This window comes from Myxococcus guangdongensis (assembly GCF_024198255.1).
Classification (GTDB): Bacteria; Myxococcota; Myxococcia; order Myxococcales; family Myxococcaceae; genus Myxococcus; species Myxococcus guangdongensis.
The window spans coordinates 394,237-419,923 of the sequence record NZ_JAJVKW010000002.1 but is presented as its reverse complement, the minus strand read 5'-3'; the positions used below and the strand labels follow the sequence as shown (position 1 = coordinate 419,923).

23 protein-coding genes are annotated in these 25,687 nt (G+C 70.8%); 12 read left to right on the top strand and 11 right to left on the bottom strand.

Annotation, left to right across the window (positions count from 1 at the left end; genetic code table 11):
- Positions 1-59: 59 nt before the first annotated feature.
- Together LXT21_RS06550 and LXT21_RS06545 are read left to right on the top strand one after the other, a co-directional pair.
- Positions 60-422: a hypothetical protein gene (locus LXT21_RS06550; RefSeq protein ID WP_254037227.1), complete on the top strand. Its 363-nt coding sequence runs from the start codon at positions 60-62 to the stop codon at positions 420-422.
- 102 nt (positions 423-524) lie between these two features.
- A complete protein-coding gene (locus LXT21_RS06545; protein ID WP_254037226.1) occupies positions 525-902 on the top strand; it encodes a hypothetical protein in 378 nt (125 codons plus the stop codon).
- Between the two features lie 61 nt (positions 903-963).
- Here the strand turns inward: LXT21_RS06545 and LXT21_RS06540 are convergent, their stop codons facing one another.
- Positions 964-1,821 (bottom strand): DUF6463 family protein, encoded by an 858-nt coding sequence (locus LXT21_RS06540; RefSeq protein WP_254037225.1) that lies wholly within the window; start codon positions 1,819-1,821, stop codon positions 964-966.
- Between the two features lie 118 nt (positions 1,822-1,939).
- On the opposite strand from LXT21_RS06540, the gene LXT21_RS06535 reads away from it, so the two are divergent.
- Positions 1,940-2,566, top strand: coding sequence for a TetR/AcrR family transcriptional regulator (locus tag LXT21_RS06535; protein WP_254037224.1), 627 nt, complete (start codon positions 1,940-1,942; stop codon positions 2,564-2,566).
- 48 nt (positions 2,567-2,614) lie between these two features.
- Here LXT21_RS06535 and LXT21_RS06530 read toward each other — a convergent pair whose 3' ends face one another.
- The 6 genes from LXT21_RS06530 to LXT21_RS06505 all read right to left on the bottom strand — a co-directional run bounded on the left by LXT21_RS06530 (position 2,615) and on the right by LXT21_RS06505 (position 12,251).
- A complete protein-coding gene (locus LXT21_RS06530) occupies positions 2,615-3,955 on the bottom strand; it encodes a PQQ-dependent sugar dehydrogenase (protein ID WP_254037223.1) in 1,341 nt (446 codons plus the stop codon).
- A gap of 138 nt (positions 3,956-4,093) precedes the next feature.
- On the bottom strand, positions 4,094-5,149 hold the full coding sequence (locus tag LXT21_RS06525; RefSeq protein WP_254037222.1) for a hypothetical protein: 1,056 nt from the start codon (positions 5,147-5,149) through the stop codon (positions 4,094-4,096).
- A gap of 148 nt (positions 5,150-5,297) precedes the next feature.
- Complete coding sequence (locus tag LXT21_RS06520; protein WP_254037221.1) at positions 5,298-9,074, bottom strand: DUF3858 domain-containing protein; 3,777 nt, start codon at positions 9,072-9,074, stop codon at positions 5,298-5,300.
- 76 nt (positions 9,075-9,150) lie between these two features.
- Positions 9,151-11,004 (bottom strand): serine/threonine protein kinase, encoded by a 1,854-nt coding sequence (locus tag LXT21_RS06515; RefSeq protein WP_254037220.1) that lies wholly within the window; start codon positions 11,002-11,004, stop codon positions 9,151-9,153.
- A gap of 105 nt (positions 11,005-11,109) precedes the next feature.
- Entirely contained in the window at positions 11,110-11,700 is a 591-nt protein-coding gene (locus LXT21_RS06510; protein WP_254037219.1) for a GAF domain-containing protein, read from the bottom strand.
- A gap of 305 nt (positions 11,701-12,005) precedes the next feature.
- Entirely contained in the window at positions 12,006-12,251 is a 246-nt protein-coding gene (locus LXT21_RS06505; RefSeq protein WP_254037218.1) for a hypothetical protein, read from the bottom strand.
- Between the two features lie 302 nt (positions 12,252-12,553).
- Here LXT21_RS06505 and LXT21_RS06500 point away from each other — a divergent pair, with 302 nt between their 5' ends.
- The 5 genes from LXT21_RS06500 to LXT21_RS06480 all read left to right on the top strand — a co-directional run bounded on the left by LXT21_RS06500 (position 12,554) and on the right by LXT21_RS06480 (position 19,889).
- On the top strand, positions 12,554-13,009 hold the full coding sequence (locus LXT21_RS06500; protein WP_046711314.1) for a hypothetical protein: 456 nt from the start codon (positions 12,554-12,556) through the stop codon (positions 13,007-13,009).
- Between the two features lie 48 nt (positions 13,010-13,057).
- Complete coding sequence (locus LXT21_RS06495; protein ID WP_254037759.1) at positions 13,058-14,491, top strand: sensor histidine kinase; 1,434 nt, start codon at positions 13,058-13,060, stop codon at positions 14,489-14,491.
- Entirely contained in the window at positions 14,488-15,831 is a 1,344-nt protein-coding gene (locus tag LXT21_RS06490; protein WP_254037217.1) for a sigma-54-dependent transcriptional regulator, read from the top strand. The genes LXT21_RS06495 and LXT21_RS06490 overlap by 4 nt, the downstream gene beginning before the upstream one ends.
- A gap of 197 nt (positions 15,832-16,028) precedes the next feature.
- Positions 16,029-17,285 carry a peptidase C39 family protein gene (locus LXT21_RS06485; protein ID WP_254037216.1) on the top strand — a complete coding sequence of 419 codons (1,257 nt, stop codon included), beginning with the start codon at positions 16,029-16,031 and terminating at the stop codon, positions 17,283-17,285.
- A 900-nt stretch (positions 17,286-18,185) separates the two neighbouring features.
- On the top strand, positions 18,186-19,889 hold the full coding sequence (locus LXT21_RS06480; RefSeq protein ID WP_407666968.1) for a L,D-transpeptidase family protein: 1,704 nt from the start codon (positions 18,186-18,188) through the stop codon (positions 19,887-19,889).
- A gap of 2 nt (positions 19,890-19,891) precedes the next feature.
- Here the strand turns inward: LXT21_RS06480 and LXT21_RS06475 are convergent, their stop codons facing one another.
- The 4 genes from LXT21_RS06475 to LXT21_RS06460 form a co-directional block, all read right to left on the bottom strand.
- Complete coding sequence (locus tag LXT21_RS06475; protein WP_254037215.1) at positions 19,892-20,305, bottom strand: secondary thiamine-phosphate synthase enzyme YjbQ; 414 nt, start codon at positions 20,303-20,305, stop codon at positions 19,892-19,894.
- A gap of 7 nt (positions 20,306-20,312) precedes the next feature.
- Positions 20,313-21,059 (bottom strand): alpha/beta hydrolase, encoded by a 747-nt coding sequence (locus LXT21_RS06470; RefSeq protein ID WP_254037214.1) that lies wholly within the window; start codon positions 21,057-21,059, stop codon positions 20,313-20,315.
- Complete coding sequence (locus LXT21_RS06465) at positions 21,059-21,793, bottom strand: peptidylprolyl isomerase (protein WP_254037213.1); 735 nt, start codon at positions 21,791-21,793, stop codon at positions 21,059-21,061. Before LXT21_RS06465 ends, LXT21_RS06470 begins: the two co-directional genes overlap by 1 nt.
- A gap of 90 nt (positions 21,794-21,883) precedes the next feature.
- Positions 21,884-22,882: a PGAP1-like alpha/beta domain-containing protein gene (locus LXT21_RS06460; protein ID WP_254037212.1), complete on the bottom strand. Its 999-nt coding sequence runs from the start codon at positions 22,880-22,882 to the stop codon at positions 21,884-21,886.
- 178 nt (positions 22,883-23,060) lie between these two features.
- Here LXT21_RS06460 and speD point away from each other — a divergent pair, with 178 nt between their 5' ends.
- From speD to LXT21_RS06440, 4 genes are read left to right on the top strand one after another with little or no spacing between them, the layout of a single operon-like run.
- Positions 23,061-23,360, top strand: a complete 300-nt coding sequence (gene speD / locus LXT21_RS06455; protein ID WP_254037211.1) for an S-adenosylmethionine decarboxylase — start codon at positions 23,061-23,063, stop codon at positions 23,358-23,360.
- A complete protein-coding gene (locus LXT21_RS06450; RefSeq protein WP_254037210.1) occupies positions 23,357-25,258 on the top strand; it encodes a DUF4178 domain-containing protein in 1,902 nt (633 codons plus the stop codon). Before speD ends, LXT21_RS06450 begins: the two co-directional genes overlap by 4 nt.
- A 30-nt stretch (positions 25,259-25,288) precedes the next feature.
- Entirely contained in the window at positions 25,289-25,450 is a 162-nt protein-coding gene (locus LXT21_RS06445; protein WP_170300389.1) for a hypothetical protein, read from the top strand.
- On the top strand, positions 25,450-25,677 hold the full coding sequence (locus LXT21_RS06440) for a DUF350 domain-containing protein (protein ID WP_046711323.1): 228 nt from the start codon (positions 25,450-25,452) through the stop codon (positions 25,675-25,677). The genes LXT21_RS06445 and LXT21_RS06440 overlap by 1 nt, the downstream gene beginning before the upstream one ends.
- Positions 25,678-25,687: the final 10 nt, after the last annotated feature.

Genomic DNA, 25,687 nt, shown 5'->3' with positions numbered 1-25,687 from the left:
TAGGCTCCAGGGTGGACCCGTGGGTGGGTGGGTCCCCCGATGCCGAAAGGAGCCTTTGCATGAGGTGCGTGTCCTCGTCGTGGAGTTCCCCTGTCCGGATGCTGTTCGCGGTGACGCTGCTCTGTGTCGGCGCGGCTCGCGCGGAGTCGAGCGAGGCGGTGGTCTGTGATGCGAGTCCTCCCGCGGAAGCCCTGTTCTGTTACGAGGGGGACTGCATCGGAGACGGTGATTGCTGGGCCCTGTGTCCCATTGCCCGGAGCGTCTTCTGCAACTCGAACAATGTCTGTGAGTTCGATGTGGGAGGCGGAGGGGGTGGCGGTGGTGACCCGGTGTGCGAGATGCAGGAGTGTTCCGAAGACAGGCACTGTGTCTGCAACGGGCGTCCGGGCTCGTGTGGGCCCGACTCCATCTGCCAGTTCTGAGGTCGTGGTGACCCAGGTTTGATTGCAATCGCGGTGCTTCTGTACCTTCCGTGCGGGCCGTGCATCGACGCGCGGCCCGCACGCGTCGAAAGGAGCATCGCCATGAAGTTCCTTCGCAAGCAGCTTCCCTGGAGTGTCGCCGTCCTTCTGGCAGTGTCGGCCGTCGTCTTCGGTGGGACCCCGGCGAGCGCCGAGTCCTCCGAGGACGCGGTCTGTGACCAGGCCGCGTCAGGCGCGACGGAGACGGGCCTGTCCGCCTGCTACCAGTCGTTCTGCAATGAAGAGAGTGATTGCTGGAACGCGTGTCCTGGCGCGCTGAGTGTCTCGTGCACGCAGGGCGTTTGTTACTACCAGCAGCCGGGCGGCGGTGGCGGCGGTGGTGGGTCCGTCTGCCCCATGAGCTTCTGCTCCGAGGACTTCCACTGTCAATGCAAGGGATACACGGGGGTCTGCGGCTCTGACAACCTCTGCTACTACTGAGGTCCGTTGACTCGCTGGGGACGGCGGCCAAGCAGCGCCGTCTCCAGTCCACTCAGGCAGCTCACGCGAGCCGAGGAGTCTTCGCGGCGGCGCGGGCCATGGCGCCCACCACCAGGTGGTGGAACGGGCGGATGACGTTGAAGTACACGGGCCCCGCCCAGTTCCGGTAGCGCACCACGGTGACGACGTGGAAGCGCCGCGGGAGCTCCTGTCCCGGCTCCACCGTCACGGCGAGGACGGCGTCCAGGTGCGAGTCCTCCGCGCCCGCCACCCAGACCCGCTCCTCCTCCGCGTGGCGGACGGTGAAGAAGGCGGCGGCGCCACCTCGGCGCATCGGTACGTCCTGGGCCCTGAGTCGCGTGGGCCGAGGCACGGTGAGCTGACGCATCCCGAGCAGCCGGACGAAGCCTCCGCGCACGCGGTACAGCGCGGTCATCCAGGCGGGCTGGTAGGACATGAGCCCGGCGATGAACTCGCGCAGGGACACCTCCGACTCCACCGTCTTCACGTCCACGTGGTCGGCGCCGTCGACGAACTCGCGAGGCAGCTCGGGCGGCGCGCTCGCGGGACGTCTTCGCGCGAGGGCGTGGAGGCCCAGGGGGAAGAGCACCCAGGCCCCCGTCACCGGCATGGGCACCACGCAGAAGACGCCGAGCCCCCACAGCCCCCAGCCGAAGAGCGAGGGCGGCGGCCGGCCCGTCTCGCGCTCCACCGCTCGGGCCAGGGCGCCCAGCAACATGAAGCCCCAGCCGGAGACCAGGAACCAGAAGGCCGCGGCCCGTGGCCCCAGGTCTCCGTCGAGGCTGGCGACGACCCCCGCCCGGACCATCTCCGACAAGGGCTCGCGATAGAGCACCAACCCCACGAGCTGGTGCATCACCCCGGTGAGCAGCAGCAACGTCCCCGTCGTCACTCGCATGCGCGGACTCCCGTTCCGAGATACGGCGCCGGATGTCCATACGGTACCGTATGGATGAGTCCTAACGTGGAGGCGGTCCTGGACGCCAGCGCGGAGGTCCGCCAGACTTCGCCCGCCGATGAGCCGCGCTTCTTCACGCCCGCCGAGTCCCCCTGCCTTCCGGACGCTCACGGAGATTCGCGCCCGCCGTCGAGGGCCGGGGCTGACGGCCGATGACTGGGCCGACGCGGCGCTGTGGAGTCTCGTCGACGGCGTGGACGCGCTGTCGGTCGAGCGACTGGCGCGCGCGCTGGGTGTGACGAAGGGGAGCCTCTACTGGCACTTCGAGGGGCGGGAGGCGCTGCTCCGGGCCGCGCTCGCACGGTGGGAGCAGCTGGCGACGGGAGACGTCATCCGCCGGTTGGAGCAGCTCCCGACGCCGCGCGAGCGGCTGAGCCAATTGCTCTCGGTGACGTTCGAGCCAGGGCCCGTGGGGCGCATCGAGGTGGCCATCGCCGCGGCGGCCGCGAACCCGCTCATCCAGCCCGTGCTCGCCCGCGTGTCGCGTCGGCGCATCGACTACGTCGTGGCCCTGTACCGGGAGATGGGGCTGTCCTCGCGCGAGGCCCGCTCCTGGGCGCTCCAGGCCTACTCCACCTACGTGGGGTTGCTGCACTTGGCCATCGCGAGCCCGGACACCCTGCGCTCGGCCCGCGAGCGCGCCGACTACCTCCAGCACCTCTCCCGGGCCTTGATGCCGCCCTGAGCCCCGGACGGACGTCGGTACGCCCCGTCCAGGGCTCGGGACCTCGTCTTACGGCGTCACGGTGCGCGTGCCGGTGAACTCGATGCGGCGCACCTCTCCGCCTCCGGCGTACGTCGTGTAGTAGAGCGCCTGGCGCGTACCCGACGGACCGAAGCGCAGCGTCACCGCGGAGCCGGAGCCCAGGCCCGTGGCGAACGCATCCACCGTCACCGCGCCGCCCGTGCCGCGCACCAGCTTGAACACCTTCCCGCAGATGTAATCACTGAAGAAGTACGCGTTGTCGTCCGCGTTCGCCCACGCTCCAGGCGGCGCGAACGCCCCTCCCGTGATGGAGTTGCAGTTCTGGAACGGCGAGCCCGTGGGGTTGGTGCCGCGCTTGTAATCGAAAATCGGGTTCGTCATCCCCGCCGGAGGCGCGCCGCAGTCGGTGGTGGAGTTGTTCGCGCAGTGCCCCTCGCGCGTGTTCCAGCCGTAGTCCGCGCCCTTGATGCCCTCGTCAATCTCCTCCCACACGCTCTGGCCCACGTCGTTGATGAAGAACGTGCTGGTGCCCGGCTGGAAGGCGAAGCGGAACGGGTTGCGCAGGCCCGTGGCGTAGTTCTCCTGGCAGGGCCCCGTGCCCGTCGGCACGCCCGCGGGATTGCCACAGCGCCGGCTGCCCGCCGTCGCGTACCAGGGGTTGTCCGTGGGCGCGGTGCCGTCCTTGCGGATGCGCAGCATCTTCCCGAGCAGCACGTCCAGCCTGCGCGCCGTGGTGTTCTGCCCCGCGCAGCGGCTCGGGTCCCCGAGCTGACAGCCGCCGTCTCCCACGCTGATGTAGAGCAGCCCATCCGGACCGAAGTGCAAATCACCGCCGTTGTGATTGCCACCCGTGGAGGGGATGTTGTCGAGCAGCACCACCTCGCTCGACGGGCTCACCACGTTCGTGCTCGGCAGCGTGAAGCGCGAGACCCGGTTCACCGCCACGTTGGCGATGTTCGTCGTGCACGTGTTGAACTTGTTGAACGTGTAATAGAGGAAGATGTGCCCGGTGGTGGCGAAGTCCGGGTCCACCGCCACGCCCAACAGGCCGCGCTCCGAGTTGGTGCACAGCACCGCGGAGAGGTTCAGCGCCGGCGTCGCCAGCAGCACGCCCCCGCTGAAGACGCGCAGCTGGCCCGTCTGCGTGGTGATGAGCAGCCGCCCATCCGGCGTGAAGGCGAGCGCCGTGGGACGGGCGATGGCCGTCACCTGTGCGTCCGTGTACGACGGGGGCAGGGTGATGGCCGCGCTGGAGGTCCCCAGGCCCTCCGGGGCCGGGGACTCATCCGACGCGGGCTCCGGCGCGCAGGCCGGGGCCACGAGGAACAGGGACAGCAACACCGCGAAACGACAGGACCCAGGTGTCATGGTGCACTCCTGAAGGAGGGGATGAGGCACCTGGGTTTTGCTGCTTAATCTTGATTTTCGCGAGTCTGAACGACGCCCCTGTCGAGGGGTGAACGCTGGGGGTGGGGCCCCCGGAAGCGAGGGCCCCGAGCCAGGCCTTTAGCGCCGACGGTCGCCGTCACCCCGACCGCGTCCACCGTGGTGGCGCTCTCCGCCGCGAACGGGCGTGGCGTCGTGGACGCGCGGCGAGGCGCGGTGGCTGGGGGCGCGCCAGCGCTCGTGGCGCTCCGGCCCGCGGTTGTTGCTCTTCCAGCGGTCATCGCGGCCGCGCCACGAGTCGTCACGGCGGTGGTGGCTAGGGCCCGGCGAGGCGCGGTGGTAGTAGGTCGGCGAGCGCCAGACGCGGTCATGGCGGTAGTAGTGGCCGGAGGCGCGCCACGGACGGTGGTTGTAGTAGCGGACGGCCGGCGCGCGGTACCACGTGTGCGCGAAGTAGTTGGGGTGGCCCCAGCGCACGGACACGCGGGCGTGGCGGAAGACGGGCACGGTGACGTGCAGCGAGCCGCGCGGCGCCCAGCCTCCGCTGACGAAGTGCCAGGACAGTCCGCGCTGCACCCAGCGGGGCGAGACGAAGACCAGGCCCGCGCGCGGCGGGGCGGCCCAGGTGCCATCCACCCAGTCCCAGTTGTTGCCGGACCAGTACCAGTAGCCGGGCTCCCAGGTGAGGTCGGAGGCGGGCGCGGCCGGGCGGACCTCCTGGCGCGGCGCGGGAGGCGCCTGCTGCACGGAGAGGGCCTCGGAGGACACGGCGATGGGAATCTCCACCTCGGTGGTGCCCCGTCGCGCCCAGCCGCCGGAGACCCAGTACCAGGCCCCCCGGTCCTCCTCCCAGTAGCCGTTCACGAACTGGTAGCCGTCCATCGGGGCCAGCCAGGTGCCCTGGTTGAAGCGCCACTCGTCGCCGTCCCAGTACCAGTGCCCGGAGGCCCACACCGCGCCGGCATAGGGCCTGCGCGAGGGCTGCTCGCTGGGCAGCGACGGAGGAGGCTGGGGCGCCATGGGGGCGACCTCCTCGTCGGAGTCGTCGTCGAACTCGCCTTCGCCGTACTCGCGGCCGTCGTACGAGGGGTCCGCGGCGGGCACTGGCGTCGTCTGCGCCTGAACCACCGGGGCCGACAGCAGGGCCACCATCCAGAGCCAGCTTCGAGGACTCATGACGTCTTCTCCAGGTTGAGAATCCAGCGCCCCGTCAGAGGGGCACCTCACGCCCTACGGACGCAGGGAGGGGCCCCCGTATTCAACCCGGGAGCCCCTCACAGGTCGACCCGCCTCGCTGGGAGAGCGGGCGGACAGGCAGGCGTGCCTACTGCTTCACCAGGAACATCTCCCGCGTCTGGATGAGGTCCACGTCGCCGGTGAAGCCGGAGAACTGCTCGTACTGACGGGGCGCGACGCGCGCGCGGGGCAGCCGCAGCGACTCGGTGATGGTGAGCGTCGCGCCCTCCTGCTTCTCGGTGCGGGTGAAGTGGCCGAAGGGGTTCTTCACGTCGAGCGTGGGCTGCGGGTCCGGCAGCCTCCAGCCCGAGGGCAAGGACAGCGTCACCTGCGTGCTGCTGGCCTCGGTGTTGTCGATGTAGAGCGGCGTGCGGCGGCTGCTCAGCTGCACGTAGCGGCGGCCCAGCTGCGCGGGGAAGGTGAGGGGCCCCAGCGCCATGCGCCTGTCGCCCTCCAGCCGTCCGAAGCGCGGCACGGTGAACTCGTAGCGCAGCACGAAGGGCGCGCCCACCTGGTCCTGGTGGTCCAGCGTGACGCTGGAGAGCGCCGCGCCGCCGAAGTAGCGCGCCACCGCGCCCTGGAGCGCCTGGTTGCGGCTCTCCGCCGACAGCTGGTTGAAGGCCTCCGCCAGCTGCGCCGCCTCGAAGCCCGTGTACGTCTCCTCGCCCTTGCCGCTCAGCTTGCCGTCGGCGTCGAGCGACAGCGTCAGGCGCACCTGCTTGCCCGTGGACTGCCGGGTCGCGGGCGTCTTCACCACCTCCAGCTTCTTGCCCGGCTCCGGCAGCAGGTACGCCGTCAGCTCGCCCATGGCGAACTCCGGCAGCTCACCGAAGGGCCCGTAGCGCACCGACGTGTCCACCCACACCGGCGCGCTCCCCGGCACCTCCACGCGCAGCGCCGCGTAGGGCAGCAGGCTGTCGTTGGGGAACAGGTACTCGGCCGGGTCCACGTTGAAGGTGCGCACCGCCGCCACGCGCGAGGGGATGCCCAGCTCCTCCAGGCCCGCCTTCAGCACCGTCAGCCGGCTGCCCCGGTCCTGCGCCACCGTGGACGCCGCGGACTGGCCCAGCCCGTTGTCCCGCCCGGAGAAGCGCTGCATCACCGCCGCGTGCAGCGCCTTGACCGCCTCCAGGCCCTCCTTGCCCTGGGTGGCCTCGCGGGTGAAGCGGACGACCTCCGCGGTGCGCGCCCAGCGCTCCTGGAAGGCGTCGCCGTAGACGCGCGCCAGGCTGTCGTTGCCCGTGGCGCCCGCGCCCACCATGACGAAGGGCAGGTACTCGTTGCCGGAGGGCGGCGCGTCCGGCTCGGGGATGAACGGCGGCACGCGGCGCGCCTCGTAGTGGAAGACCTCCTCGTCGCCCCTCACCGTGGGCTGGGGCGCCTTCATCGCGTGCGCGTCCACCTTCATGCCCGTGCCCTTGGGCGCGGCCACCGTGTACGTGGTCCACGCGTTGGGCTGGTTGGCGATCTGGAAGTAGAACGCGGACGCGGTGAAGCCCGGCTGCGCGGGGCCGCGAGGGCTCTCCGCCAGCAGGTACTCCACCTGCACGCTGTCACCCACCTGCACGCCGGGCAGGCTCACCGTGTCCTTGCCCTCGATGTTCTCCGGCTCGAGCACGCGCCCGTCCGCCTTCAGCGTGCGCAGCGCCAGCACCTGGGCGCCGCGGGGCACGTTGACCTCCGCGATTTCCTGCACGCCCGACTGCTCCAGCGCCTTCTGGATGGTGTGGATGCGGTTGACGATGCTGCCGTCCGGGTACACGCGCACCGCCGCGGCATCCAGGACGAACACCGCCGCCCCGCCGGTGACGGGCTCCGCGTCGTAGGAGCGCAGCGCCTCCTGCCCGTCGATGGCGAACTCCTGCAGCAGCTCCTTGCCCGTCTTCGCGCGCTCCACCGCGCGGCGCAGCGCCAGGTCGTCTCCCTCCAGCGCCAGCGCCTTCTCGCGCAGCGCGAGCGCCTCGGCGCTCTTGCCCGAGTACTCGCGCACGTCCGCCATGCGCTTGAGCAGCTCCGTGTTGCGCGGCCACGTCACCGCCAGCTTCTCCAGCACGGCGATGGCGTCGTCGTGGCGACGCAGGCCCACGTAGAGGCTCGACAGCGACGTGCCCGCGCTCACGCTCGTGGGGTCCCGCGCGAGCAGCTGCGCGTACTCGCGCGCGGCGGCCTCCAGGTCCCCGCGCGTGCGCGCATGGTCCGCGCGCCGCGCCGCGACGCCGGGGCAGTCCTGCTGCGCCTCCACCAGCGTGTTGGAGCGCTCCACCGCGTCGCGCCGCCGCGCCAGGTTGTACTGGAGCCCCAGCGCTTCACACAGCTGCGGCTGGAGCTGCAGCGCGGTGGCCAGCGACTCCTCCGCCAGCGCGTCCACGTCCAGCGTGAGCGCCGCGCGCGCGCGCATCAGGAACAGCGGGAAGCCCGGGGGCTGCACCGCCTCGCTCGCCGTCTTCAAGGTCTCCAGCGCGCTCGCCGCCTGTCCGTCGTCCATGAACAGGTCCGCGCGCAAGAGCAGCGCGGCCACGTTGCCCGTGTCCTTGGACAAGAGCGCCTCCAGGTCCCGCGTGGCCCGGCCGCGCGCCACCTTGGCGGGCACCGTCCGGTCCGTCGCGGCCACCTCCGCGCGCAGCGACAGGAGCGCGGGCGTCGTCGCCTCCACGCCCGCCATCAGCCGCCGGGCGCCGTCCGCGTCGCGCATCAGGCCGTCGCGCGCCGCGAGGAACGTGGAGAGCAGCTCCCCCGCCTCGCCCGCGAGCACGTCCTTGAAGTCCTTCGCGGTGGGGTACACGCCCTTCGCCTCGGCCACCGAGGGCGCGCTGCCCCACGTCGCGGGCGCGGCGCCGGTGGCCGCGGTGAAGCGCACGTTGGCGGGCTGGCCGTCCTCGCGCAGCAGGGAGAACGACAGCACGCCGGAGGTGCCACCCTTGAGCTGGCGCACGATGATGCGGTGCTTGCCCGCGGACAGCTTCACCGCGCGGCCGGCGACGGTGGAGGTGGCCTGCGTCCACGCGGCGCGCTCCAACACCGGCGCGCCGTCCACCACCACCTGGTGCGAGGCGGCGCTCACCGAGCGCGCCACGTAGGTCGCCGCCTCCGGCACCTCCGCGTCGAAGGCCATGAGGTACACGTCGCCCTCGCTCGGCTCACCGCCCAGGTCCAACCGGCCGTCCGGCGCCAGCAGCTTGCGCGTGGGCAGCGCCCCGAAGGCGCCGGTGAAGGGCCCCGCGAGCGAGCCGCCCTGGCCGGTGGGCCACGCCTCGTCCCACGACAGGACATGGAAGGGGGAGAAGGGCCCCACGAGCGTCGCCTCGGACACGCCGCCCAGCTCCTTCAGCACCGCGTCGCGCGTCTTCGTGTCCCCGCGCGTCACCGCGACCGACAGCCGCGCGCCGCGCAAGAGGTACGCCGTCTCACCCGAGGCGCCCGAGGCGAGCGCCTTCTGCGCCGCCGCCAGGATGGCGTCATCCAGGGGGGGCGCGGTGCCCACGGTGTCCAGCGCGAAGCGCGCGCCGATGAGCGCCAGGGGGTGCGTGGGGGCGCGCGTCACCACCTCCAGCGCGGCCACGAGCGCCCGGTCCGGCCGCCCCGCGCGGCGCGCGAGCAGGTGCTGCCCCATGAGCGCGTACGGGTCCGCCGGGTCCTTCGCCACGGCCGCGTCGAAGCGCTGCTGCGCCACCGCGGCGTCACCTTCCATCAGGTACGCGTGGAAGCCGGCGAAGGCGAGCGTGCGCGCCTCGCCCGTGCCGGAGCGCGCTTTCTCCGCGGCGCTCTCCAGCACGCGCGGCGCGACACTGGTGGTGGGGGAGTGGGAGCAGCCCGTGAGGCCGGCGACGAGTGCGAACGCGGTCAGGCCGCGGCGGAAGGTGCGCATAGGAGTGCCGAGGGATAATGCAATCCCCCGTCACTGGCCATATTCCCCTGCGGAACTCTGTCGCCTTCGGGCCCGTCTAGCGGCGCTTGCCGTTCTTGGGCGCCGGCTTGACGGGCTGCTTCTTGGGGGGCGGGGGAGGCGCCTTCTTCGGCACCACGGCCTTGGCGGGCACCGCCGCGGCCACCTTGGGCGGGGCCGGGGTGGGGGGCGGGGGCACCGGCGCCGTCGTCCCTCCGGGCGGCGACTGCTTGAGCACGTAGGTGATGCCCGCCACGCGGCAGGTGCCCTCGATGCAGCCGAAGCCGGGGAAGGGCGCGTCGCCGAACTGCTCCACCCAGCCTGGGCCCAGCACCAGCGGCTCGAAGAGCGCGCGGCGGTCCTTGCCCGTGCCCAGGAACGCCTCCAGCCGCCCTTCCGCGTCCACCGCCAGCTCCACGTTCACCGGGCCGCCCTTGGGGGACTCGATGCCGAGCATGGCGCCCCGGCGCTCGCCGAGCGCCCACTCCAGCCGCAGGGGTTCGCCCACGCCGTTGTGCACCAACGCCACGTAGCGGCCCGTGCTGCCGAGCAGCAGCATGGACGCGGTGGGCGGGGGCGAGGGCTGATAGAGGCTGAACATGTCGCGCAGGCGGCGCTCGAAGGTGAGCGGGGGCGCCTCCGTGAGCAGCTGGGCGGTGAGGCTGAGGCTGTCGCCGTCCCGGCGCGTGACGTCCACGCGCACCCGGCCCACGCCCTGCTCGTCGTCCTGCCAGGGGAAGACGAGCGTCTTGTCCTCGAGCGTGACGGGGCGCCCGGCCACCACCAGGCTCTGCTCCGCCAGGCCCTCGCCCAGGGTGAGCCTGCGCCGCTCGGGGTTGGACTCCTCGCGCCCGGGCACCGGCTGGATTCGCGGCTCGCCCAGGTACGCCATGAGGGTGGCGCCCGGGGCGGTGGCCGCGCGGCGCTCGCCGCTCAGGTAGAAGGCCGTGCCCAGCACGAAGCTCGCCGCCAGCACCATCACCACCGCGGCGGCCTGCATGGTGGTGCGCACCACCTTGCGCACGCCCGCCTTGAAGCGCTGCACCCGCGTCTGCTTCACCGGCAGCATCGACGGCAGGCTGCCGGGGACCAGGAGCTCCAGGTCCGCGATGAGCGCCGCCACCGACGGGTAGCGGTCCTCCGGGTCCGGCTTGAGGCACTTGGTGACGATGCCGTCCAGGCGCGCGTCCAGCCCGGGCTTGCGCTGCGAGGGCGGGTCGAACGTGCCCAGCGGCACCTCGCCGGTGAGCCACTCGTAGAGGATGACGCCCAGGGAGAAGATGTCCGCGCGCGCGTCCGCGTTCTTGGCGTCCACGCGCTGCTCGGGCGCCATGTACGACAGCGTGCCCATGGACACGTGCGTGGACGTCAGCGCGTAGCGCGACGAGGGGCTGGCGTCATCCAGGAACGAGGCGAGCCCGAAGTCCGACACCTTGGCGATGCCGCCGGCCTGCTGGTCCAGCAGGATGTTCTCCGGCTTCAGGTCCCGGTGGATGACGCCGCGGCCGTGCGCGTACTCGATGGCCCGACAGATTTCGAGCATGCGCCTGAGCGCGCCCATCATGTCGAACTGGGACTGGCGGATCAGCTCGCGCAGCGACGGGCCGTCCACGAACTCCATCACCAGGTAGTAGGTGGCGTCCGTCTTCCCCTTGTCGACGATGGAGACGACGTGGGGATGGCTCAGCGCGGCGAGCGCCGCGGCCTCCTTCTGGAAGCGCGCGATGAAGGACGGGTCCTTCGCCAGCTCCGCGTTGAGCAGCTTCACCGCCACCGTGCGGCCGAGCGACAGCTGGGTGGCCTTGTGGACCTCGCCCATGCCTCCGGTGCCCACGAGCTTTTCGAGGCGGTAGCCGCTGATGAGGTCCGGGGAACGAGGCCGGCTGATCGCCGTCGGGTCGATGGAGGACATGGCGGTAGACAGGGGGCCGCCAGGGTAGCAGAAACCCTCGACGCACGGGGCCAGGGCTCGAAGGGGTGGGGTCGCCCGCGCCCTCGGCCGCCCGGCGACCAGGGGCTAGTGACCCGACGCCGGCGTGCGGCCCACCGCCGCCCGGAGGCTGTTGCGCACCTGGTCCAGCGAGGAGCGCATCTGCCCGTGGCGCACCGACGCCGCCACCGCCCGGGACAGCGACTTGAGCAGCGACACGTCCTCGGGCTTCCAGGCCCGGGGCTGCCGGCAGTCCTCGAAGACCGCCACGCCCCACCACTGCTGACGCGAGGGGTTGATGGGGCACAGCAGGATGGAGTGCGTCCCCTGCCGCTCCAGCAAATCACGCATCATCGGCGGGGCGTCACGGGTGGGGCACGCCACCACCATTCCCGCCTCCAGCATGTCCACCCAGCCCGGCGCGAAGTCCCGGAACGAGAACGCGCGCAGCACGGGGTTGGCCAGGGGCGACGCGGTGGGCGGCTCCGCCCAGGCGTAGCGCAGGTCCGTCACGAACCGGCCGTACGTCTGCGACACCCGGTTCTCGAAGATGTAGGCCCGGTCCACGCCCATCGCGTGACCCACCATGCTCAGCGACTCCATCGCCGTGGCGGGGCACAGGCCCTTCTCCAGCAACAGCTTCGAAGCTTCCGACACCTTCGAGAAGGCTTCCACCATGGGGGTGACTCCAGGAAAAAACGGATTTGCAATGGGGTTCCGCAAGTATCCGGAACCGACTGTCATCCTCTGAAGTCACATTAAGCGCGATTACTGTGTTTCTGTCAAATCCCAGTTTTGCTGAAAATCAAGAGTTCGTGACGAAGACAATGACCCGGGCGGGGTGTAGATGACACAGGAGTCTTTCCGAGGGAGGGAGCCTGGCGGTGAAGTGTCCGGGTGACAACAGACCCCGAAATGCCACGAGGGCGCCCCCCTTGGAAAGGGCGCCCTCGCGTGGATTCCTCGAAGTGAGGAAATCGAGACTACTTGGTCTCGGCGGCCGTCTCGGCCTTGGGGGCCTTCTTGGCCTTCTTGCCCTTGGCGGGCTTGGTCTCGGCGGCGGGCTTGGCCTCGGCCGTCTCGGGCTTGGCCTCCTCGGCCTTCATCTCGGCGGCGGGAGCGGGCTGCGCCTCGGCGGCGGCCGGCTTGGTCTCCGCGGCGGCCGGAGCAGGGGTGTTGGCAAACGCGGTGGCGGCGGCGAGCAGGGCGGCGGCGAACACGGTCTTCATGGAATGCTCCGTTGAGGCAGGACGACGCAGGATTGCGGCGTATCAGCGGGCAGACGCTTGAGCAGCGGGCGTGCCAGCGAGGCTTTCCGAGGGAAGCGCGTGCGCTTTCGCGGACGCGCTGGGGAGGAAATCCTCAGTTGAAGCTCCAACATTGGGGGCTTGCTCCCCAGACGGGCGCTTGTCGCTTTGACGACACCGGGCCACTTGAGCAAGCTGCGCACGCGTCCTTTGCTGCAACAGGACACGAGCCCGTCGCACCTCGTCGCGAATCTCTCGCGACCGCGGCGCGGGAGAGACGGTGTATGCGGTCCCTGGGGTTCGCGATGGCGACGGCGGTGGCATGGCTGGCGACAGGGTGCGCGCGAATCCCGCCTGAGCGCCTGGAGGCGCAGGTGCTGGAGACGCTGCACTGGCAGCGCCAGTACGAGGCGGAGCGCGAGCGCATGGAGTCGGTGGCGGTGAAGCTGGCGGCGCTGGAGGCGGCCATCGAGCGGCTCAAGCAGGAGCGCGCGGAGGCGGAGCAGGGGCGCGCGGCGCTGATGGAGGAGCTGGCGCGCACGGAGGCCGACCGGCACGCGCTGGAGGAGCACAACACGCAGCTGCTCGCGCGGGAGCGGGAGCTCAACGAGCTGCGGGAGATGCACGAGCAGCTGTCGGATGTCTTCTATGAGTCGGCGCTGGAGCGGGCGCGGCGGCGGTTGCCGTCGGCGCGGCAGCCGGATGCTCCGGCGGCAGGCGACGGGACGGCGGCGCCCTGACGGTAAGGACGCGGGGCCTCTGCCCGTGCTCCGTGGTACAGGACGACCCTGGTGAGCACCCGCAAGTCCATCCGCGGCTATCGCGCCGGCTTCTTCTTCGTGGTGGCCCTGTTGTCGGCCGTCACGGCCTTCATGTTGTGGACGGAGGTGCGCACGGGCGCGCAGGTGGACGCGCTGGTGAAGCAGGCGCTGGAGCGCGCCGGCCTCATCGGGCGCATCCGCGTGGACGCGCTGTCGCTGGAGTCCGCGATTGAGGCGCACATCCGCGCGACGGACGACTCGGAGCGCCGCGCGGCCGACGCGGTGATGGAGGAGATCCTCACCGACATCCGCTTCGCCTCGGAGGCGTACACGCGCAACCTGCCCTCGGGCGACAAGGCGATGTGGGAGCGCTTCAACGCCGCGTGTCAGGGGCTGGCGGACCAGGTGCGCACGGCGGCGGTGTTCTCGCAGCGGCGCGAGGCGGACCGGGCGCGCCGTCACCTGGCCGAGCGCATCCGTCCGGTGGCCGCGCAGCTGGACGCGCTGGGCGAGTCCCTGTCGGAGGAGAACGCGAACGAGGCCCGCCGGCTGGTGGGGCGGCTCGCGGACCTGCGCGTGCGCAACACGGCGCTGGGCGCGGGCACCACCCTCTTCGCCATGCTGCTGTCGGTGCTGATTGGGTGGCACATCACGCGGCTGCTCAAGCGCCAGGACGCGACGATTCAGGGGCAGCTCGAAGAGCTGGGGCGGCACAACCAGGAGCTGGATGCCTTCACGCGCCGCGTGGCGCACGACCTCATCAGCCCGCTGGCGCCGCTCAAGGGCTACCTGACGCTCATCCGCCGCACGGGCGCGGTGAAGGACGCGGGCGCGCTGGAGATGCTGGCGCAGTGCGAGTCCAGCGCGGTGCGCATGGGGGAGCTCATCGAGGCGCTCTTGCGCTTCTGCCGCGCGGGCACGCGGGGCGAGCGCACCGTGGGCGAGCTGGACACGGCGGTGACGACGGTGTTGTTGGAGGTCTCGCAGGTGGCGGCGCTGCAGAACGTGGCGCTGGACCGGACGCTGGAGGCGGGCGTGGCGGTGGACTGCCCGGGGCAGCTGTTGCAGGTCGCCGCGCGCAACCTGCTGACGAACGCGGTGAAGTACTCGGCGGGGCGGCCCGACGCGAAGGTGACGGTGAGCGTGGCGACGGAAGGGGCGGACGCGGTGCTGGAGGTGGCGGACAACGGCATCGGGATGGGACCGACGGTGTTGACGTCGTTGTTCCAGCCGTTCTTCCGCGCGCCGGAGGTGCGCTCGCTGCCGGGGCATGGGTTGGGGTTGGTCACCACGAAGCGGGTGGTGGAGGCGCACGGGGGGACGCTGGCGGTGCGCTCGGAGGAGGGGAAGGGGACGCGTGTGGTGGTGCGCTTCCCGAAGGTCGCGCGGCAGACGGTGGGAAGCGCCGTCACGTCCGCGGAGTCGTCCACGGCTTCCGCAATCCGTAAGGTGGCTTCGTGAGCTCAGCGCGCATCCTCGTCGTGGACGATGACCCTCAGGCGAGGGATTTGCTCCAGCGGCTCCTCGGGCCGCTCGGCTCGGTGGCGCAGGCGGCGCACCCCCGGGCCGCGCAGGAGAAGCTGGCGGAGGGCGCGTTCGACCTGGTGCTCACCGACATGGCCATGCCCGAGCCGGGGGATGGACTGAAGGTGCTGGCGGAGGTGAAGGCGCACCTGCCAGACACGCCGGTCATCGTGGTGACGGCGTTCGGCAACATCGAGGGCGCGCTGGACAGCATCCAGCTGGGCGCGTTCGACTACCTGGCCAAGCCCTTCGACGTGGATGCGATTCTGCGCATCGCGCGCCGGGCGCTCGAGCAGAAGCGCCTGGTGGAGGAGAACCGCTCGCTGCGTCAGCAGGTGGACCGCACGGCGCTGGTGGGGCGCAGCCCCGCGCTGCTGGAGGTCTACAAGCAGGTGGCCCGCGCGGCGGCGAGCAACGTGCCGGTGCTGATTACGGGCGAGACGGGGACGGGCAAGGAGATGGTGGCGCGGGCGCTGCACAAGCGCTCGCCGCGCTCGACGGGGCCGTTCATCCCGGTGGACTGCGGGGCCATCACCGAGTCGCTGATGGAGAGCGAGCTGTTCGGCCATGCGAAGGGCAGCTTCACGGGCGCCTCGGGCGCGCGGCGGGGGGTCTTCGAGGAGGCGAACGGCGGGACGCTCTTCCTGGATGAGATTGGCGACGTGGGGATGAAGGTGCAGTCGCAGCTCCTGCGCGTGCTGCAGGAGGGCGAGATTCGCCGGGTGGGCGAGAGCGTGCCGGTGAAGGTGGACGCGCGCGTGGTGGCGGCGACGAACAAGGATTTGAAGGAGCGGGTGTCGGAGGGCGTGTTCCGCGAGGACCTGCTGTACCGGCTGGACGTGGTGCACCTGCACCTGCCGCCGCTGCGCGAGCGGCGCGAGGACATCCCGGCGTTGGTGCAGCACTTCGCGTCGCGGCACGCGCGGGGTGGGGTGAGCCCGGTGGTGACGTCGGAGGCGATGGGGCGGCTGACGGCGTACGACTGGCCGGGCAACGTGCGGCAGTTGGAGAACGTGGTGGCGCGGGCGCTGGCGCTCAACGTGACGGGGGTGCTGGGGCCGCAGGACTTCCCGGAGCCGATTGGAGATGCGCCCAAGCGGCTGACGGGGCTCGCGGGGGACATGCCGAGCCTCGCGGAGCTGTCGCGTCGGTATGCCGCGCACGTGCTCCAGGCGGTGGGTGGAAACAAGAGCGAGGCGGCGCGCCTGCTCGATGTGGACCGCAAGACGCTCTACAAGCTGCTGGATGGCGCGGGCACGGAGACGTCGGAGGCGTAGGCGCTTCGGGTGAGTCCGGAGCGCGCGGCGACCGTGTGCAGCGCGCCTGCCGATGCGCTCGTGCGCGGTCGTTCGTCATCAGGGTTCCGCTGCGCCTGCGAAGGGCCGCTCCGGGTGCATGCGAGCTGTCCTGTGATGGAGCGTGTCGCTGCGATGCGCCTTGTCTGGAGCCGTGGAGCCCTCGCAGACTCCGGGCCGTGAACGCGCGCTCCTTGTCGACGTTGGCCCTCCTCATCACCTCCACGCAGACCGCCTGTGTCTCGCCGCAGAAGGGGCGCGAGGAGCTGCCCGTGGAAGAGCCCGGGGCTCCGGCGCGGCTGTGGCGGCGCAGCGCGAGCGAGCGCGACTTCGAGCGCTTCACCCGCGAGGGCACGGCGGTGTCGGCCGACGGCGCGCTCGTGCTGGAGGCCTCGGCGCGAACCGACAGCGCGCCCGTGCCCGCGGGTCGGCTGGAGGATGGGAGCACGCGCTATCACGAGGCGACCTACCGACTGGGCAGCGCCGTCTCCGAGGTGCAGCTCGTGCCGGGGGGCTTCAACAGTGTCATCCCATCCTTCGATGCGCTGACGCCTCCGGGCACGTGGGTGAAGGTGACGTTGGCCGCGCGCATCGAGGGTGCCTGGACGAAGGACTACCACCTGGGGGTGTGGGCCTTCGACAAGGAGCCCGTGGCCCGGCACAGCGTGGAGGGACAGGGCGACGCGGACGGGCAGGTGTTCACCGACACGCTCAACCTCAAGCGTCGCGCGGATGCGCTGCGGATGACGGTGTGGCTGTTCTCGTCGAATCCGGAGGCCTCGCCGCGTGTGCGCGCATTGTCGGCGGCGGTGAGCGACAAGCAGGGTGTCGCTTGGGATGGCGGGGGCGACAGGAACGTCTGGGGGACGGTGCTGGAGGTGCCCGGCCACTCGCAGATGCTGTACCCGGAGGGGGGCCCGGTGTGGTGCTCGCCGACGTCCACCACGATGCTGCTCGCGTACTGGGGACGCCGGTTGGGTCGGCCCGAGCTGGTGACCACCGTGCCGTCGTCGGCGGACCGGACGTATGACTGGGTCTACAAGGGCACGGGGAACTGGGCCTTCAACACGGCGTATGCCTCCGCGATGGGAGACGGCGCGCTGCATGGCGCGGTGTTGCGGCTGGATGGCTTCGCGCAGGTGGAGCGGCTCATCGCCGCGGGCATCCCGGTCAGCATCAGCATCGCCTACGAGGAGGGCGAGCTCACCGGCTCACCGGTGCGCAGCTCCGATGGGCACCTCATCGTGCTGAAGGGGTTCACGCCGGAGGGCGACGTCGTGTGCAACGACCCCGCGTTCAAGACGGACGAGACGGTGTCGGTGACGTACAAGCGAGAAGAGCTGTGGCGTGCGTGGCAGCACTCGCGTGGCGCGACCTATGTGCTGTGGCCCGCGGGGACCGCGCTGCCCTCGGAGCTGGTGGGCGTCCTGCGCTGAATCGCGCGTGCCTCGCTTCGCGCGCTGTTTCACCGTGAGACAATGTCTCGGAGTATCCCGGTGCATACGGGATTCCACTCGTGCGGGCGGGGTTGGCGGGAGGCTCCATTCCGTTACATGTGACATCCACCGTCGTGGCGGCACGGATTACACACCCGAGCGGAGTCGTGCGCAGGGGGCCCCACCTCGGACGACGTTGAGCAAGCGGGCGAGCCCTCGTACCGTGTCGTCCACATGCGACGTTGGCTTCAGCTCGTCCTTCTCCTGCCTGGAATCGCCTGCACGCCTTCGTCCAAGACGGAGGAGCCCGGTCCGGCGGGCGCCGTCACATCCACGGGAGGGATAGCGGCCGCACCGCGTCCCGTGAGCGATGAATCGGGGAGGCCTGGCGCCGCGAACGCGAAGAGCCTCGAAGCTGTTCCAGGCGGACCGTCATCGGCTCCAGGTGGTGCGAACAGCGTCGGAGCAGCGCCAGCGGCGACGGAGACGGCCTCTGCGAACGCGCTCGAAGCAGCCCCTCCAGGGAGCCCGTCACCACGCATCGGTGAGGGAACGACGCAGCCTGGAACGGCTCCTTCCTCGGTGCAGGGCATCGCGAACGGCGCGGCCACACCGAGCGAAACAGGCTCTTCGACAGGACCTGTGAGCGGTGGTGCACTGACGGAACTCGGCGCAGCAGCTCCCGCGAATCCCTCCTCGGGGCAAGGCAGTGCGAGCGGAGCCTTTGCATCGAACAGCGCGAACCCCTCGACGGGCGTGCCCGGTGATGCGGCGAATCCCTCCTCGGGGCAAGGCAGTGCGAGCGGAGCCTTTGCATCGAACAGCGCGAACCCCTCGACGGGCGTGCCCGGTGATGCGGCTCGTACCGGTTCACCTGTTGCTTCCTCCGAAGTGCATCGCGTGGGAGCCAGCGCGGTCGCGGACGTGCAGTCATCGACAGACGGAGGCACACCCGTCACCGCCTCCACTCCAGGCGAGCTGCTCGCGGCCTGGAACCGCACGGCTCCCGTGCTCGACACCGATGGAGGTCCCTCGCGTCCCGTCGCCGCCGCGCAGCCTCCGCACTCCGACTCCGCAGGCCACGAGCCCTCTCTCTCCATCGACCCCGAGCTCAGCGCCACCCCGAAGCCCGAGCGCCAGGACCTCCCACCCGAAGAAGACACGGATGCTTCGCCGCCACCCGCCGAGCAGCTCGTCGTCATCCCCGACCGGAAGAACCCGAGCGAAGAGCTCGTCCTCGGCCCCGATGGTGAGCCCCTCGAGGACACCAGCCTCGTGCTCGACGACCCTGCCCTCGGGCTCGAAGGCGAGGACCCTGATACCACCGCCGCCACCAGTCCCGACGCGGGCTCCGAGCCCGTCGCCATTCCCTACCAACCCGACGCGGGCTCTCTCCGTGTGCGCCGCTCCATCGCCGTGCGCTCCGAGCCGCGTCAGAGTTCACCGCCGCTCGGGACCGTGGCCCAGGACATGCGCGTCCTGTGGAAGAGCGAGACGGCCATGCGCAGCCCCGACTGCGAGGCCTGGGTCGAAATCCAACCGCGAGGCTGGGTCTGCGAACGCTACCTGGAGCGCAACTTCCGCGAGCCCCGCGTGCGAGACCTCCCCCGCCTCCGCGAGGGCGAGCTCACCCCCGGCACCTACGCACGCGTCGTCGGCAAGCGCGTGCGCGCCTACCCGAGCCTCGCCCTGGCCCGCGCACGCAAGAAGGGCGTGCTCCTCAAGGGTTCGGTGACGGTGCAACTGCGCGGACAGGTGCGCGTCGGACGCCGCACCTTCTGGCGCACCACGGATGGCCAATACCTGGAGGCGCGCGTGCTGCGCGAGTACCGGCCCTCGGCCTTCGTCGGCGTGGACGCGGAGCAACTGTCCGAACTCTCCTCGCCCTTCGCCTGGGCCCAGTCACGCCTCAAGCCCAACGCACCCGTGGTCGTCCGCGTCGCCCCCGACGACAAGGCCGCGCGCGAGACGGTGCTCCCACCCAGGACGCTCGTCGCCGTGCGCGAGCTCTCTCCCGATGGTCGTTGGGTGCTCATCTCCGAGGACCACTGGGTGTCACGTGACGACCTGCACGTGGCCTGGTTCACCCACGCTCCTCCCGGCGTCGAGCCCGGTGAGCGCTGGCTGGACGTGGACCTGGAGGCGCAGGTGCTCGTGGCCTACGAGGGCGAGCGCCCCGTGTACGCCACGCTCGTCTCCTCCGGGAAGCCCGGCACGGACACGCCCGAGGGGCTCTACCGCGTGTGGATCAAGTTCGCAGAGGCCGACATGACCGGCTCCGGCACCGCGGGCAACGACACGTACCGCGTGGCCACCGTGCCGTGGACCATGTTCTTCGAGCGCGACTACGCCCTGCACACCGCCTACTGGCACGACCGCTTCGGCGAGCCGACGAGCCACGGCTGCGTCAACCTCTCACCGCGCGACGCCCGGCTCCTCTACACCTGGGCCGCGCCGGAGGTCCCCACCGGCTGGTCCATGGTGCACGCGTCCCCGGACGCTCCCGGCTCCTGGGTGCGCATCCGAGGACAGGCGAGCCTGCCCCCGAAGCCCCAGAAGGAGCGCAAGGCGCGCGTCGTCGCCAGCACGCGCGGCCTGCGCTGACCTCAGCCCACCACCGACACGGTGACGCGTCGGCGGTGGGGGGACGTGCGGTGCTCCCAGACGTAGACGCCCTGCCACGTCCCCAAATCCGGCGCGCCGTTCTTCACGGGAATGCTCAGCGAGTTCTGCGTGAGCACCGTGCGCACGTGCGCCGGCATGTCATCGGGTCCCTCCGCGTCGTGGACGAACAGCGGGTCCCCGTCCTTCACCAGCCGCGCGAAGAAGGCCTCCAAATCCCGGCGCACATCCGGGTCCGCGTTCTCGCTCAACACCAGGGACGCGCTGGTGTGGTGGAGGAACACCGTGCACAGGCCCTGCTCCAGGCCGCAGTGCTCCACCACCTCGCGCACGTCCCGGGTGATGTCCGTGAAGCCTCGCCCCTGCGTGGACACCGTGAGCTGCTTCGCGTGGTACATGACCTCGTCAGCCTCCCAGCCGGGCCTTCAGGAACACGGCCACCCGCTTCAGCTCCTCAATGTCGATGGTGTGCGGCCCGTCGAAGGGGAAGAAGTCCACGGACAGGCCCGCCTTCACCAACGTGTCGCGCAGGCGCTCGGCCACCGCGAAGGGCAGCAGGTCGTCATGGCGACCGTGCCCCTGGAACACGGGCAGCCCCTGACGGGCCTTGGCCTTCTGTATCCACTCGGCCTCCGCCAGCAGCGTGCCCGACAGGATGCACAACCCCGCGGGGCACTCCTCCAGCCGCAACGCCACGTCCGTCGTCACCATGCCGCCTTGGCTGAAGCCGCCCAGGACGACGCGGTTGTAGGGCAGCTTCATCGCCGTCGACACCGCGTCCACCACGGACATGACGGCCCGGCGCGCGGCGGGCAGGCCCTCGGGGACGCTCTTCCCATACGTCTCCCAGTCCCGCTGCTGCCCGAGCATGATGGACTCGGGCAGATGGAACCAGGCGCGTCCGGTGGGATTGCCCCACCGCTCCATCGTCAGCGGCGCGCCAGGGAACACGAAGCGCACGCGCTGCGCCAGCGAGGGCTCGAACGACACCAGCTCCGGGGCCAGCGAGACCAGGTCGGTGGCCGGAGCGCCGAGACCGTGGCAGAGCACCACCACCAGCTCCGGCGTGGTGCCCTCGGACAGCCCGTCCACCACGTTGCAGTCCAGCTCGCCCAGGCGTGTCGCCACGCGGCGCAGCTTGGGCTGGCTCATCACTTCGCCCCGGCCGCGGCCGGCGCGTCCGCCAGGGTGATCTTCTGGATGACCACCGGCTCCACGGGCCGGTCACCGGGGCCCGTCTTCACCTTCGAAATCTTCTCCACCACGTCGTAGCCCTTCGTCACCTCGCCGAAGATGGTGTGACGGTTGTTGAGGAAGTCCGTCACCGCCGTGGTGATGAAGAACTGGCTGCCGTTGGTGCCCGGGCCCGCGTTGGCCATGGCGAGCAGGCCCGTCTTGTTGAACGTGCGGCCGCTCTGGAACTCGTCCGCGAAGCGGTAGCCCGGGTCACCGCGGCCGGTGCCCGTGGGGTCGCCACCCTGAATCATGAAGTTCGGAATCACGCGGTGGAAGATGACGCCGTTGTACAGCGGCCGGCCCGTCACCTTCTCGCCCGAGTTCGGGTCCGTCCACGTCTTCTCGCCCGTGGCGAGGCCCACGAAGTTGGCCACCGTCAGCGGCGCATCCTTGGAGAACAGGCGCAGCTCGATGGTGCCCTGGTTCGTCTCCATCGTGGCCAGCAGGTCCTGGCCGGCCTGGACCTTCTTGGTCCACTCGCCCGTGGCTTCGGGGGCGGCGGGGGGCGGCGTGGCCGCGACGGGCTTGTCCGCGGGCTTCGTGGCGGACGGGGCGGGAGTGGCCGCCGTGGGCTCCTTCTTGTCGGAGGAGTCCTTGCAAGCAGCGAGGGAGAGGCTCAGCACGAGCGCAGTCAGGATTCGGAAGGTCATGGGCGGCGCAGATTACCCCCACCCGCGCCGGATTCCAGGACGTCCCGTCGTCCCCCGCCCCGGAAGTCCACCCCCGGGCACAATCCCCGCTCAGCGAGGCTCGAGCGCCAGGGCCACCATCACCTCGGTGATGTCTCCCGGATGGTAGCGGCTGAAGCCCGGGAAGGCGCGCAGCGCGGCCTCCGCGTGGTCCATGTCCGACAGCCGCACCATGCCCGCGCCCGGCACCTCCGCGTCCAGCGCCGTCACCATGCCGTCGGACGCGTACTGGTAGCGCTCGTCCAGGTAGCGCTGCAGCGCGTAGAGCGACGACATCCGCGACAGGCGCGAGGTGGCCAGCGACACCGTGGGGATGTCCAGGGGGTAGGGGTGCTGGCGGATGAACTCCATCCGCTTCGTGTAGGACAGCTCCTCCACCGAGCGCGACACCCCGTGGAACAGCAGCGGGAAGGCGAAGTCGATGAGCCTGCGCATCTCCGGCGTGGTGGACAAGTCGTGCGCGATGGGCGAGCCGCCGTACGGCGCCTGCAGCGTCACCACCGCGCGCACCACGCGGCGCAGCTCCGGGTACAGCGCGAGCACCGCCGTGCACTCCACGCCGCCCTTGCTGTGGCCCACCAGCACCACCGAGCGCCCGAAGTGCGCCGCGTCCAGCAGCGCCTCGCGTAGCACCGCGACGTTGTCGAGCAGCAGCCCCTCGGTGTCCACCGGCGCCTCGCGCACGTCCAGACCCCGGCGCTCCAGCCGCTGCACGTTGTCCAGCAGGTAGCCAGGCAGCTCGTCGCCCAGCATGCCCCGCACGAGCACGTACTGGTGCCGCACCGCCTCCGCCGGCAATACCGGCTGCCCGTCTCGCACCCGCGCGAGCAGCGCGTGGAAGCGCGGCGTCAGGTCCATGGACGGAGGCGCGCCCCCCGGCGGGTTCAGGAGCCAGCCGGCCATGCCGCCACAGCCCGGCCCCCACCAGCGCGGCGCGGCGGGCAGTCCGCGCAGACCTCGCGTCAGCCGGGCGATGGCCCCGGGCTCCCGCTGGGGCGAGGGCGTGGGGATGGGCTGCACGGGGACTTCGGGCAGGGACGGCCGCGTCATTTCACTCCCGAGCGTAGCGGCAAGCGCGGGCCGGACGCCAACGAGGGGGCGCCCCCATGGGCACGAGCGGCTTTCGTGCGTCGGGGCTCGTGCTAAAGAGGTGGGCAGAGGCGGGAGGACTTCGAAGCTGACGACCGGACAGGAATGGCTCGTTGACGCGAGCGGCTGCTCGCCTGGGGTGCTCAAGGACGCGGCCGCGTTGGCGGCGCTCTTCGAGGAGCTCATCGTCCTGCTGGACCTGAAGGTCGTGGGTCAGCCGCAGTGGCACGTGTTCCCGGAGCCCGGGGGCATCACCGGCCTGACGTTGCTGGCCGAGAGCCACCTGGCCATCCACACCTTCCCCGAGCATGGCTTCGCCGCGCTCAATGTCTACTGCTGCCGTCCGCGCACCCGGCCCGACTTCGAGTCGGTGCTGGCGAAGCGTCTGGGCGCGGCCTCATGCGAGGTGCGTGAGCTGAAGCGGGGGGTGATGGCGTGAGTCAGGGGAGGTGTCCGTCGTGCGGCGCGGACGTGGAGTTCACCGCCGGCTCGGCGCAGGTCGTGGTGTGCGGACACTGCCAGACGGTGGTGGCCCGCAAGGGCGATGACTTCGAGTCGCACGGGAAGATTGGCCGCATCGTCCCCACCGACTCCCCGCTCCAGCTGGGCGCGGAGGGGCGCTACGCGCGCACGGGCTTCCGGGTGGTGGGCCACCTGCAGAAGGACCACGGCGCGGGCCCGTGGGACGAGTGGTACGTGGAGTTCGACGACGGCCGCGCCGCGTGGATGAGCGAGTCCGAGGGCGCCTTCCACCTGCTGCTCGACGCGGGCGTGGAGGAGGGCCTCCAGCTGGAGGACATGCACCCCGGGCAGCGGCTGAAGCTGCGCAACCGCGTCTGGGTGGTGGAGGAGCGCGGCCACGGCACCGTGGTGGCCGCCGAGGGCCAGCTCCCCAGCGACGTGGACCCCACGCAGGACTCCTATTACGTCGACGCCACCGGCTCCAGCGGCGCCTTCCTCACCCTGGACTTCGGCACCCGCCACCGCGACCCGGAGGTCTTCATCGGGGAGCGGCTCAAGCTCGACCAGCTCGGCATCCCCGCCGACCAGCTGCGTCCGCGTGCCAAGCGGAAGGTGGACCTGCAGCAGGCGCGCTGCACCGAGTGCAACGGCCCCCTGGAGCTGCGCGCGCCGGACCAGTCGCTGCGCGTGGCGTGCCCCTTCTGCGGCGCGCTCCTGGATGTGAGGAAGGGCAAGCTGTCCTTCCTGCGGCTGCTCGAGAAGCCGGACCACCCGCCCCTCATCCCGCTGGGCGCGAAGGGGACGCTGAAGAACACGGAGTGGATGTGCATCGGCTTCCTCGTGCGCTCGTGCACGGTGGAGGGCGTCCGCTACCCGTGGGAGGAGTACCTGCTGTACCACCGGGCGAAGGGCTTCGTCTGGCTGATGAACTCCAACGGCCACTGGGTGTTCCTGGAGCCGGTGGCCGCCGGTGACGTGTCGCTGGCCCCGCTGACGTCCGCCTTCTTCGACCGGCGGCGCTACAAGGCCTTCCAGAACGTGCACGCGGTGACGGAGACGGTGCAGGGCGAGTTCTACTGGAAGGTGCAGGCCGGCGAGTTCGCCGAGGCCACCGAGTACGTGAACCCGCCGTACTCCCTCAACGTGGACGCCACCGAGGACGAGGTGACGTACACGCATGGCGAGTACCTGGCGCCGGAGGTCATCCAGAAGGCCTTCAACCTGGAGCGGCTGCCTGCTCCCGAGGGCATCCAGCCCAGCCAGCCCAACCCCTTCTCCGAGCGGATGAAGTCCACGTTCCTGTGGTCCTTCATCTGGTTCCTGGGGCTGCTGGTGCTGTCGGGCCTGTTCTCCATCAGCTCTCAGAACCGGGTGGTGCTCGAGGAGAGCATCACGGTGCCGCCGGAGGCGATGTCCAACACGCCGTCCGCCACGCGCTTCAGCGAGCCGTTCGAGCTCACCAAGCGCGGCAACATGAAGGTGGAGCTGTCCGCGGGGCTGGGCAACAGCTGGATGGGCGTGCAGGGCGACCTGGTGAACCAGGACACCGGCGACGTGACGACCTTCTACCAGGAGCTCAGCTACTACTTCGGCCAGGACAGCGACGGCTCCTGGTCCGAGGGCAGCCCGAGCGAGACCCTGTACCTGTCCACGCTGCCCGCGGGCAAGTACGTGCTGCGCACCACGGCATCCTACGACGCGTCACCGCAGCCCTCCGCGCGCAACTACAACGTGAAGCTGATTCACGACTCGCCCAACGGGAGCTGGTTCTGCGTGGCGCTGGTGCTGATGCTGCTGGGGCCGGTGTTCGCGTTCTTCCGCTCGCACAACTTCGAGACGCGCAGGTGGGCGGACAGCAACCTGGGCAATCATTAGGTTCGCGATGGCACGACACGGAGGCGGGGCATGAAGTGGTTCGGAGGCGTGGTGCTCGCGGCGTACGCGGCCATGATGTTGACCGGGTGGTCTCCATTCACCCGTGAAGAGAAGGACCGGGTGCCGGGCACCGTGAAGCGCGGCCCGGGCGGCATCCTGTTGTGGACTGGTGGTTTTCAGGGAGGGAAGTGATGCTGTTACTCGGCGTCGTCGTGAGCTGGCAGGGTGTGCTGGCGAGCGTCATCTATTCGCTCATCGGCCTGGCGGTGTTCGTGGCGGGCTTCTACGTCATCCGCCTCATCATGCCGTTCGACGTGCACAAGGAGCTGGAGGTCGACCAGAACACGGCGGTCGGCATCGTCATCGGCTCGTTCATCCTCGGCCTGTCCATCATCGTGGCCGCGGCCATCGGTGGTTGACGGGGCGCTT